Source organism: Burkholderiales bacterium (assembly GCA_013695435.1).
Lineage (GTDB): Bacteria > Pseudomonadota > Gammaproteobacteria > Burkholderiales > JACMKV01 > JACMKV01.
On record JACDAM010000132.1, the window covers coordinates 1 to 11102 of the forward strand.

The 11102-nt window shown below is 59.3% G+C and carries 10 protein-coding genes and 1 pseudogene; 10 read left to right on the forward strand and 1 reads right to left on the reverse strand.

Annotation, left to right across the window (positions count from 1 at the left end):
• Window positions 1-347, forward strand: a 347-nt coding sequence (locus H0V78_06770) for a magnesium transporter (GenBank protein ID MBA2351482.1), incomplete at its 5' end; no start/stop codon positions are given.
• A 9-nt stretch (window positions 348-356) separates the two neighbouring features.
• Here the strand turns inward: H0V78_06770 and H0V78_06775 are convergent.
• Window positions 357-1076 carry a hypothetical protein gene (locus H0V78_06775; GenBank protein ID MBA2351483.1) on the reverse strand — a complete coding sequence of 240 codons (720 nt, stop codon included), beginning with the start codon at window positions 1074-1076 and terminating at the stop codon, window positions 357-359.
• A 360-nt stretch (window positions 1077-1436) separates the two neighbouring features.
• Here H0V78_06775 and H0V78_06780 point away from each other — a divergent pair, with 360 nt between their 5' ends.
• From H0V78_06780 to H0V78_06820, 9 genes and pseudogenes are all read left to right on the forward strand, one after another.
• Window positions 1437-2021 carry a hypothetical protein gene (locus H0V78_06780; GenBank protein ID MBA2351484.1) on the forward strand — a complete coding sequence of 195 codons (585 nt, stop codon included), beginning with the start codon at window positions 1437-1439 and terminating at the stop codon, window positions 2019-2021.
• A 17-nt stretch (window positions 2022-2038) separates the two neighbouring features.
• Window positions 2039-3121, forward strand: a complete 1083-nt coding sequence (locus H0V78_06785; protein MBA2351485.1) for a phosphatidylserine decarboxylase — start codon at window positions 2039-2041, stop codon at window positions 3119-3121.
• Window positions 3122-3150: 29 nt separating this feature from the next.
• Entirely contained in the window at window positions 3151-4212 is a 1062-nt protein-coding gene (locus H0V78_06790) for a prolipoprotein diacylglyceryl transferase (GenBank protein MBA2351486.1), read from the forward strand.
• A gap of 332 nt (window positions 4213-4544) precedes the next feature.
• On the forward strand, window positions 4545-5261 hold the full coding sequence (locus tag H0V78_06795; GenBank protein MBA2351487.1) for a hypothetical protein: 717 nt from the start codon (window positions 4545-4547) through the stop codon (window positions 5259-5261).
• A gap of 47 nt (window positions 5262-5308) precedes the next feature.
• Window positions 5309-7051, forward strand: coding sequence for a bifunctional YncE family protein/alkaline phosphatase family protein (locus tag H0V78_06800; protein MBA2351488.1), 1743 nt, complete (start codon window positions 5309-5311; stop codon window positions 7049-7051).
• A complete protein-coding gene (locus H0V78_06805) occupies window positions 6939-7562 on the forward strand; it encodes a hypothetical protein (protein ID MBA2351489.1) in 624 nt (207 codons plus the stop codon). Before H0V78_06800 ends, H0V78_06805 begins: the two co-directional genes overlap by 113 nt.
• Window positions 7563-7762: 200 nt before the next feature.
• Window positions 7763-9799 carry a TonB-dependent receptor gene (locus tag H0V78_06810; GenBank protein ID MBA2351490.1) on the forward strand — a complete coding sequence of 679 codons (2037 nt, stop codon included), beginning with the start codon at window positions 7763-7765 and terminating at the stop codon, window positions 9797-9799.
• A 344-nt stretch (window positions 9800-10143) separates the two neighbouring features.
• Window positions 10144-10233: a K(+)-transporting ATPase subunit F gene (kdpF, locus tag H0V78_06815; protein ID MBA2351491.1), complete on the forward strand. Its 90-nt coding sequence runs from the start codon at window positions 10144-10146 to the stop codon at window positions 10231-10233.
• A pseudogene (locus tag H0V78_06820) lies at window positions 10233-11102 on the forward strand (potassium-transporting ATPase subunit KdpA). The gene kdpF and the pseudogene H0V78_06820 overlap by 1 nt, the downstream one beginning before the upstream one ends.

The window sequence follows — 11102 nt, forward strand, 5'->3', positions numbered from 1 at the left end:
GTTTCCATACCGACATCATCCCGAAAGAAGCGCGCGCCTATTTTCGCGATATCCACGACCACGTCAAAGGAGTCACGCAAGCGACCAATAGCATGCGCGAGATGCTGACAATCGCCATGCAGGTCAATCTTGCGCTAGTGACTGTGGGACAGAATGAAGTTGTAAAAAAGCTTGCCGGGTGGGGCGCAATTCTCGCGATTCCGACCATGGTTTTCAGCCTGTATGGCATGAACTTCGAACATATGCCCGAGCTAAACTGGAAATTCAGCTACCCGATTGTTCTCATCCTCACGGTCATGGGCTGCATCGCCGTTCACAGACGGTTAAAGCGCGCCAAGTGGCTGTAGAGCCGCCGTTCATTTGGTGCTGACGCTGAAACCCAGCGTAGCCCAGCGCCCGTTATCCCCCCGGTTGTGACGCCGGCCGCCTGTCAACAGAAATAGCTGAACCCGGTTTGGCACAATGGAAATCGCGGCGCCCAGTTGATAAGACGGGGCGCTGCGATGATCGCCATACGCTTCGACATTGAGCGCCAGACGCGGGTGCAACGGTGCTTCTACAGCCACGCTCCAGGTCAGATTGTTGCGATTGTCATCGTTGCTGCGAAAACCCCCGAGGTTGAAGTGAACAAGCGGCAGGTCCACCCCAATCGAATAGCTCAATGGAACATACGCGTAAACCGAGCTGATTCTTTCCTGGCCGGGCGAAGGATGACGGTGAATTGTGCTGCCAAACGATAGTCCCCAGGCGATTTGCTCCGGTTGTATCGGCCGAAAAACGGTCTTGGCCTGAATCAGATTCTGGCGCTCGCGCTCGCCCTCAGTAACGGTCGTGCTGATTTGCCCCAGCGTCAGCTCCCAATTTTCAAATGGATTGCACGCCGGCAGTACGAATACTTCATAGCCTTGCCGGTTGAATCGTTTCCATGCTTCGAGCTGGCAAGAGTGTGGAGCCGCAATCGCCGCATCATCCGTCACAAACGGCCCGGCGGCGTTCGCGGGAAGCGGATGCGCGAGCCCTGCCAGCACCAGGCACAAAAGCGTCTCTTTTTTTGTTAGTTCGCGTACGAGCTTCATATTTGCTATTTGAAGCCAGTGCCTCGGCTGCCGGGAGCTTGATACTACAACCGAATGGATCAGAAAAAAATTCTTTAAACCGTTTTGCCTGTCGCACGAGGTTATCAAAGTTTGCGTCTGCAAAAAAAGCCGAATTAGGGCCCTGGTATCGTTGTCCCCCTCAAACAGATAATCGGACGTGTTGCAATCGGTAGAGCCAATCCATCCGATCCATTCGAATAGGACTTCGAAATATCACTGCGCCTTCAGTCGGGACTAGATTCACATTTCCTTAGCTTAATCGTTATCGCGCCGTCATAAGCCGCCACTATCATCGCGTCGCAACGGGCGGCTTTCCCGCGCCTCCATGAGGAGCACGGTATGCATAACGATCGTCAGGTTTTGGCTGCATGGGCCGCTACCGGTCAGGCTCGCCTTGTGCGCGCCAACAACATCCGGTTCGAGGGCGAGCTGGTCGATGTCTGGCCCGATATGCGGGCGGCGCTGGACGTTGTTATAAGGTGTCGCGGCCGGCAGGCGCTGCGCTTCGAACAGGGCTGGGAAGCGATGAAAGCCGCGCCGCACGTGGTCGCGGTGGTGGAGGCCCTGCTGCGCCAAGCCGACTGCGCGGACCTCTTCGGCGAACGCGATCTGTTGATCGCGCAGTTGCGCCACGTATTCATCATGCGCGAATGCCGCAACGGCGCGCTGATCGAGCGCGCGTTGCAGCGGGCCATCGCGTTGGCGACCGCCGGCTGCGATGTCGTCGTACAGAGTGCGTACCCGGCGCCATTCGTCGAAACCGTGCTCGCGCGCTTCGGCGTTCTTCCCTGCATTACGGCGATCGCCGCCGATGGCGCCGACCTGCCGCACGCGCCGACTCCGCAAACGCGGGCAAAGCCGCTGCGCGCCGCGCCGCGCGTTTATGAGCACGAGCAGGAATACTCGTCGCTGGAAGCGGCGTGACCGCTCTCGCCCATCCCCTGGCGAATCGCGGTGCGCATCAATATATCGAGCGCGCTACCGGTGCGGTTCGCACCGAACAGTTGCTCGCCGATCGCGCGGTCGGCTGGCTGTATTCGACGGCCCGCGAGCATGCGCCGACCTTGTTCAAGGCGCTGACCAGCCGTGTCGCGACCGATGTGATCGCGGCTCTGAATTACGATGTTTCGCTGTGCACGCCGTGGCTCGGGGTCGCGCCCAAATTGCGCAAACTGGGCGTCAACACTGAAGAAATGATCGTCGCGCCGAACGCCTCGACTTCGCTGCGTGAAATCTTCGAGCGCCAAATCCGCTACTGGGAATGCCGGCCGCTGCCCGCCCAATCGTCGCGCGTGGTTTCGCCGTGCGACGCGCGGGTGATGGTCGGTAACAGCGCGGGGCGGCATGCGCTGTTCATCAAGCAAAAATTCTTCGAGCTTGGCGAATTGTTCGGCGCGGAGCGCAAGGCGCAGCCCTTCGCTGACGGCGACTGGGCGATTTTTCGTCTGACGCCGGAGAAATATCATTACAACCACGTTCCCGTTTCGGGCAGGGTCGTCGATTTTTATGAAGTCGACGGCGCCTTCCACTCGTGCAATCCGTCGGCTCTGCTCAGTGTGGCCGGCCCGTACGCAAAAAACCGGCGGGCCGTCACCATCATTGACAGCGATGTGGCCGATGGCACCGGCGTCGGCCGCGTGGCGATGATCGAGGTCGTCGCGCTGATGATCGGGAAAGTCGTTCAGCGTTACAGCGAGATCGGCTACAGCGGCGCGCGGCCGCTGAGTTGCGGCATGTTCGTCGGCCGCGGCGCGGTCAAGAGCCTGTTTCGGCCGGGCAGCAGCACGGTGCTGCTGCTGTTCGAAAAAGGCCGCATCAGGTTCGACGACGATCTGCTCGGCAACTCGCGGCGCACCGATGTGTGCAGCCGTTTCTCGGCAGGCTTTGGAGGCGCGCTGGTGGAGACCGACGTTCTGGCGCGCTCGTCGATCGGCCGGCGTTACGCCACTACGGCGCCAAGCGGGACATGCTTCCACGGCAGCGAAAATCTGCCTTTTATTGGCGCCAATGAGGATTTCGCTTAGCGCGGAACAACGCGAAACAGGAGACGGCGATGAGCGGTTACGCGATCGAATGGTTTGTGGCGGCTTTCGGCATAGGTTTGCTCGGTTTGCTGGCTTGCGCGTTTCGCATTCTCCCTGACGAGCGCTGGCAGTTCGTGGCGACGGTGCCGCTGCGCAAGCATGGCGACGGTTCATGGATCGGCGCCAATTTCACTTATTACGGCTTGCTCTCGGCTATCGCGCAAGTCGCCGCATTCGCCATCGTAATTGCGCTGGCCGGCGCGGTCGGCGTCGGCTTCGGCGCGATGACGGCGCTGGCTGCCGTGTTCCTTGTGGTGGTGCTGCCGAGCGCGCGCTGGGTCGCGCGAATCGTCGAGGGCAAGCAGCACACGTTCACCATTTGCGGCGCGATGTTCGTGGCGGTTGTCGTGCTGCCCGCCGCAATCGCCGCCGCCAATCTGTTGCTGCGCGCGGCGGGCGCGGCCGAAATGCCGATGCTGCCGGTGCTCGCCGCTATCGCCGTCGCGTACACGTTCGGCGAGGGCCTCGGGCGCAGCGCGTGCATCAGCTTTGGTTGCTGCTATGGCAAGCCGGTGAGCGAGATGAGCGGATTCGGGCGTCGTGTTTTCAAGCGCCTCCATTTCGTATTCGAAGGCGACACGAAAAAAATCGCTTACGCCGACCGCCTGGCCGGCGTTCCGGTTGTGCCGATCCAGGCGCTGACCGCGATTTTGCATGTCGTCGTCGGGCTCGTTTGCCTGTGGCTGTTTTTGCGCGGGTGGTTCAGATTAGCGCTCGCCGTTTCGATGGTGAGCACGCAGTTGTGGCGCGTGTTTTCGGAAAGCCTGCGCGCCGATTTTCGCGGCTTCGGTGCGATCACCGCATACCAGAAGATGGCGCTTGCCTCGGCCGCTATCGCGCTCGCCTACGCGCTGGGCTTGACGCAGCCGCCGGTTGCGGCGCCCGATGTCATCGCCGGCCTGAATCTGCTGTGGTCGCCGTGGCCGCTGCTGTTGTTGCAGACAGTCGGCATCGTCAGCTTCGTCTATTCCGGCCGCAGCGAAGTGACCTCGGCGCGCGTCACGATCGATATCCACCATGATCGCATTTAGATCTGTCCATGCGATGCCGGGTGCTGCTTCCACAGCCCTCATAAGTGCAGTGGGGCCGACCATCATCCGTACGCGGCCCGCCTGTACAGTTCATCGTAAGGTCATCCCGGCTTCATCACATCTTCATGTAGCAAGCATAGCCTGACGTTGCGCTGTTGCACGGCGCACCGCCACCCGCCTGTTCGTTTTGATCGCGACTTTCAACCCGTGCATTTTAAATTGAATCAGATCATATCGTCTCCTCCGGTAGGTGCTGGTCATCTTGCTCCATGCGTATCCGTAAAGCCGTTACGCATCCGTTTACTTCCCGCTTAATCAAGGAGTCATTGGCTATGCAAGTCGAATCGATTTCACAGTTCACAAAGCGGTCAAAACCGCGGCTGGCAGGTTTACTGCTCGCCGGAATTTTTTGTATCAGCGCCACCCCGGCCTTCGCCGAAGATTCGAATTTCGGCCAGCATCAGAGCGCGCTGGCGGCCGGCGAAAGCATACCGACCGGTGTGGAGATCACGCCGAAAGCGGCAGCGGGCGCGATCTTCGAAGCGCTCAATCCGGATCTGCCCACGCGACCCGATTTCTTGGCCGGCCAGGCGGTGACTACGGCAGCCAGCCCCGACGGCAAAACGCTGCTGATTCTGACCAGCGGCTATAACCGCAACAACGGCCCCGACGGCAAGCGGGTTTCCGGAGAATCGAACGAGTACGTATTCATCTACGATATTTCCGGCAAGACGCCGGTCAAGCGCCAGGTCCTCCAGGTGCCCAACACGTTTTCCGGCATGGCGTGGAATCCCAGCGGGAAAGAGTTTTATGTTTCCGGCGGGCCCGATGACAACCTGCGCATTTATCTCGGGCAGGGCGGCGCATGGACGGAAGCGGCTGCGATCGCGCTCGGTCATGCCAAGCCCGGGCCCGGAGACCTCGGTGGCTTGTCGGATAACAACAAGCCGATCGCTGCCGGCGTGCGGTCAACGCAGCCGGAACGCGCCTGGTCGTCGCCAATCACGAGAACGACAGCATCAGCGTCATCGATCTCGTCAAGCGCGTAAAAATCGGTGAACTCGATTTGCGCTCCGGCAAGATCAACGCGGCTGACGTGGGCAAACCGGGCGGCGCTTATCCGTTCTGGGTCGCAATCAAAGGCGACGGCAAGGTCTATGTGACGAGCCAGCGCGATCGCGAAGTCGTGGTGGTCGACATCAGCGGCGAAAAGCCGGTGTTTCAAAAGCGCATCGCGGTTGGCGGCCAACCGAACAAGATGCTGCTGAATGCCGGGCAGAACCTGCTGTTCGTGGCCAACGGCAACAGCGATACGGTTTCCGCCATCGACACCGAGTCGGACCAGGTCATCGAGGAATTCGCTACCACGGCGCCGCGCGCGGTTTACCGCAACCGCGACAAGCTCAAGGGCAGCAATCCGAACAGCCTGGCGTTGACGCCCGATGAAAAGTTTTTGCTGGTGACCAACGGCGGCACCAATTCGGTCGCGGTTATCAAGCTCGATCGCAAACTGCGCAAAGCCGAAGCTGCCAAAGAGGACGATGACGACGAAGGCTACGAGGACGATGACGACGGGAAAGACGGCAAAAAACAGGGCGCGAGTCATAAGCCGCGAGCCAAGAGCCGCGTCATCGGGCTGATCCCGACCGGCCGTTATCCGAATTCGGTCAGCGTCAGCAAGAACGGTGAATGGCTGTACGTCGTCAACGGCAAGAGCAACGCCGGCCCGAATCCGGGCGCATGCCTCGATAACAATTCGATCGCCCCCGGCTCGACGGACAAGTGCAGAGCCAGCAACGATTACGTATGGCAATTGACCAAAGCCGGATTCCTCGCCATGCCGATGCCGACTGGCAACGAACTTGCGCGGCTCACCTGGCAGGTGGCAAAGAACAATCGTTTCCCGAAGACGGTGGAACACGATCAAAGCGCAAAAAAAATGGAATTCCTGCATGACAAGATCAAACATGTGATTTACGTCATCAAGGAAAACCGCACCTACGATCAGATCCTCGGCGATCTCGAGAAGGGCAATGGCGATCCGGGCCTGACCGTTTTCCCCGAACCGATCTCGCCCAATCACCATGCGTTGGCGCGCAACTTCGTAACGCTCGACAACTTCTTCGACAGCGGTGAAGTCAGCGGCGATGGCTGGAACTGGACGACCGCGGCGCGCACCACCGACTACACCGAGAAAACCGTGCCGTCTTCCTATGGCGGGCGCCGCAGCTTTACTTACGATTGGGAAGGCGACAACCGCGGCGTCAACGTGGATTTGTCCACGGTTGCCGAACGCAAGGCGGTCAACCCCAAGCTTCCCGACGACCCCGATCTGCTGCCGGGCAACGCTGACGTTGCCGCGCCCGACATCGAAGGCGAAGCGGGCGCGGGCTACCTGTGGGATGGCGCGTTGCGCGCCGGGCTCACGATCCGCAATTACGGCCTCTTCGGCGACAACATCAACGAGGTAACGCCGACGCCGTTCGCCGACGGTGTCAAGCAGATTGTCCCGACCAAAGCGGCGTTGCGCGACAACACCGATCTGTTCTTCCGCGGCTACGATCAGGATAACGCCGACTTCTATCTGTTCAAGGAATGGGAGCGTGAATTCGATCAGCACGTCAAGGAAGGCAAGCTGCCGAATCTGTCGTTCGTACGCTTCCCGCACGATCATTTCGTGCAATTTCAAGACCGCCAAGTTCGGCGTGAATACGCCGGATACGCAAATGGCCGACAACGATTACGCGACCGCGTTGCTGGTCGAAAAAATCGCGAAGAGCCCGTTCAAGGACAACACGCTGATTTTCATCATCGAGGACGACGCGCAGAACGGTCCTGATCACGTCGATGCGCATCGCAGCATCGCGTATGTGGTCGGCCCGTATGTTAAGCAGAAGGCGTTGATCTCGAAGCGTTACACCACAGTCAGCATGGTGCGGACCATAGAAGACATCCTCGGCATCGAGCCTTTGGGAATCACCGATGGTCTGGCCGAGCCGATGAGCGACGTGTTCGAGTACCAGGCCAAGCCGTGGGACTACAAGGCTATCGTTCCCGAAGTGCTGCGTACTACCGAACTACCGTTGCCCGCGAAAACCGCGAAGAACCAGTTGCCGTCGAGCAAGCGTAGCGTCGCATTTGCGAAACCCAGAGGCGACGTGGCGTGGTGGGAAAACGCGATGGCCGGGCAGGATTTCTCGACAGAAGACAAGCTCGACGAGCCGCGCTTCAACCGCGCTCTGTGGCAGGGGCTCAAGAACGGTGCGCCCTATCCGACGGTACGTCACGGCAACGACATGCGAAAAGATCGCAAGGCATTGCTGCGCAGGGAGATGGTCGGACGCAATTGAACGAAGCTCGTCCGGCGTAAGCGCCGGGTGATCTGAAAGTCGCAAGGAGAGGCGCCACGAGCGCCTCTCCTTTTGCCCTGGCTTACATGAGACCTCTTTGCAAACACGTGCTGTCATTGCGAGTAGCGGTCTTATGCGACAAAGCAATTTTGATCAGGACTTGCATCGGCAGGACAAGCAAGTTCTAGGAGACACAATTCATGCAGAGTCGAAAGATAAAATTGCGCGGCCGCCTTCGGCCGTTGATTGCCGCAGCACTGGCAGCACATCCGGCAGTAAATTCAGCTTATGCCCAGAACGCCGAACTACGTCTGCCCGAAATCGGCGTTACCGCCACGCGCGCCGAACGCGAAGTGTTTAAAACGCCGCAAGCGATCAATGTGATTACAAATCGCGAGGTCATCGAAAGCAATGCGGCGGCGACGCCTGATATTTTGCAAGGCGAAGCCGGCATCCTGATCCAGAAATCCAACACCGGCGGCGGCTCGCCGTTCATCCGCGGCCTGACCGGTAAGCAGGTGTTGCTGCTGGTCGATGGCGTGCGCGTCAACAACTCCTATTTTCGTTTTGGTCCGCATCAATATCTGAATACCATAGATCCCAACGTCATCGAGCGCATCGAGGTCGTGCGCGGCCCATCGTCGGTGCTGTACGGGAGCGATGCGCTGGGCGGCGTCATCAACGTCATCACCAAACGCCCGGGTCTATCGGCCAGGGGCGCTGCGACCGGAGGATTGGTTGCGCTGCGCGGGGCGACCGCGGACGAATCGTTAGCCGGGCGCGCGCAAGTCGAATATTCGGGCGACAGGTTGGGCGCGATCGGCGGCGTCAGCCTCAAGCATTTCGGCAACCTTGATGGCGGCGGTGACATCGGCGAACAAGAGCCCACGGCCTATGACGAAGCCGACGGCGACTTCAAGCTGAATTATCGATTGTCCGGCAATCAGGAGATCGTATTTGCGCAGCAATACATGCGTCAATACGACGTGCCGAAAACCAATGAAGTCGTGCTCGGCAGCGCCGCAAAATTCGACTACGAACCGCAAATCCGCTCCCTGACTTATCTCGAATACCACGCGGCCAAGCTCGTCAATCCGCTGTTCGATACAGTCAAGTTCAACCTGTCGTACAACCGTTTAAAGGAAGGCGAGCGGATTATTCAGCGCGCGACGCCCAACATCGAAACGCGCGAGCTGACCGATGTCGAAACGCCCGGCGTCGTCGCCCAGTTCAACAAGGATATCGCGGCATCGCACCGGCTGACGTATGGCGTCGATTACTACTACGATCGCTTCGACACCAGCAAGACGCGTCTGAATCTGGCTGCGGGAACCGCAACACCTATCGCTCCGGGAACGCCGGACGGAGCAACGTATGACAGCCTCGGGATTTATCTGCAGGATGAAATCAGGCTCGGCAGCCGGGCTGACCTGATCGCCGGCGTGCGCTACTCGCAATTCGAGGCCGACGGCGCGATCCAGGATCAGCAACTGAACTTATCGAACAGCAAAACGACCGGCAGCCTGCTCGGGCTGTATCGCGTGACGGAAAACCTGAATTTGGTCGGCGGGATATCGCAGGGTTATCGCGCGCCGAATATAGAAGATTTTTTTGGCCGCGTCGATTTTGCCACCGAAATCCCCAACCTCAATCTGCAGCCCGAAACTTCGTTGAACCGCGAACTCGGGTTCAAATATTTGTCCGGTTCGATGTTTGGAGACGTGCGTTATTTCTATAGCACCTACGAAGATCTGATTGCGCGCGTGACCGTCGCACCCGGTGTTCGGCAGCGGCAGAATTTGCGCGAGGCGACAATACAAGGGATCGAAACCAGCATCAGTTACGCGTTGCGCGGTGGCTGGGGAATACGCGGCGCGCTCGCTTACACACGCGGCCGGGACGACGTCACCGGCAACCCACTGCAGCGCATCCCGCCGCTGAACGGCAGCGCACATCTGCGGTATGCGCCGAGCCAGGAAACGTGGGCCGAGCTGTACAGCCTGTTTGCGCGAAAGCAGGACAGGTTGTCGCCGGAAGACCTAACCGATCCGCGCATTCCAGAAGGCGGAACGCCGGGCTATGCGACCATCAATTTTTCTGTAGGCTATCGCCCCGCGGCAAATCAGGAACTGATCGGGACCGTCGAAAACATTGCGGACAAAAAATACAAGACGCACGGCTCGGGCGTATTCGCTCCCGGCATCAATCTGATCGTGAGCTACCTCGTACGTTTCTAGCCGGGCCGGCTTGCGCAATGCCGACGGCTTCCCTGCCGGTCGGAAAGCCGCGGCCGATCATCTTCCCTGCGCTCCTCCTTTCGTAACGTGTTTTTTCGATCAGCGATTTTCCATTCGAACGCGCCGCGCTGGCCGATTTATCAGCATTGCCGGAATGACATTTTTACAGCGCGTTTATGCCGGCGCATGGAACTCTCTATGCCCTTTTTAGACTGCAATGGCTAACTTGGGCGCACCACCAACCTCGGGGGAGTCATGGACCTGGTTTTTCTGGCGATGATGCTGATGTTTTTCGCGCTCATGCTCGCGTTCGTTCGCGGCTGCGCAAAGCTCGGAGAACGCAAGTGAGTTGGCTTTATACATTGAGCGCCGCAGTCGCGCTCGGCTTGCTGATTTACCTGATCTTCGCGATGGTGCGCGCCGAGGACTTGTGATGACAACTCAAGCCGTTCTGACGCTCACGCTGTTTCTGGTCGTACTCCTCGCGTTCGCCTATCCGCTCTCTTCTTATCTCACGCGCATCGCCGACCAGCAAAGGGCGTTGCCGGCGGAGGGATGGATTTACCGAATCGCCGGCGTCGATGCCCAATCCGACATGAACTGGAAGCAGTATGCGGTCGGGCTGCTCGTGTTCAACACGATCGGCGTCCTTTTCGTCTACGCGCTGCAGCGCTTGCAGCTTGGTCTGCCGTTGAATCGCAGTACATGGCGGCGGTCAGCCCCGATTCGTCTTTCAACACCGCGATCAGTTTCGTGAGCAATACCAATTGGCAGGGCTACGGCGGCGAATCGACGATGAGCTATCTGACGCAGATGCTCGGGCTGGCCGTTCAGAATTTTCTGTCGGCCGCGACCGGCATCGCGGTCGCGTTCGCCCTGATCCGGGGCTTCGCGCGGCGCTCGGCGCAAGGCATCGGCAATTTCTGGATCGACGTGACGCGGAGCACGCTGTACCTGCTGCTGCCGATTTCCATCATCATCGCGGTCGTCCTGATGAGTCAGGGCGTGCTTCAGAATTTCGATCCTTATCAGGAAGTCACGACGATCGAGCCGCTGAGCTACGAGCAGCCGAAACTCGGCGCCGACGGTCAGCCGCTGGTCGATGCGAAGGGCGAAAAGGTCATGGAGCCGGTCGCCAGCCAGACCCAGACGATCGCGATGGGACCGGTCGCGTCGCAGGAAGCGATCAAGATGCTCGGCACCAACGGCGGCGGTTTCTTCAACGCCAACTCCGCGCATCCGTTCGAAAATCCGACGCCGTTTTCGAATTTCATTGAAATGCTTGCGATTTTTTTGATTCCGG

What these genes read in the sequence shown, in the direction of transcription:
- H0V78_06795 (MBA2351487.1), top strand. Translation starts at nt 4,545, where the DNA reads ATGCAAGTCGAATCGATTTCACAGTTCACAAAGCGGTCAAAACCGCGG.
- H0V78_06775 (MBA2351483.1), bottom strand. Translation starts at nt 1,076, where the DNA reads ATGAAGCTCGTACGCGAACTAACAAAAAAAGAGACGCTTTTGTGCCTG.
- H0V78_06810 (MBA2351490.1), top strand. Translation starts at nt 7,763, where the DNA reads ATGCAGAGTCGAAAGATAAAATTGCGCGGCCGCCTTCGGCCGTTGATT.
- H0V78_06790 (MBA2351486.1), top strand. Translation starts at nt 3,151, where the DNA reads ATGAGCGGTTACGCGATCGAATGGTTTGTGGCGGCTTTCGGCATAGGT.
- H0V78_06780 (MBA2351484.1), top strand. Translation starts at nt 1,437, where the DNA reads ATGCATAACGATCGTCAGGTTTTGGCTGCATGGGCCGCTACCGGTCAG.
- H0V78_06805 (MBA2351489.1), top strand. Translation starts at nt 6,939, where the DNA reads ATGGCCGACAACGATTACGCGACCGCGTTGCTGGTCGAAAAAATCGCG.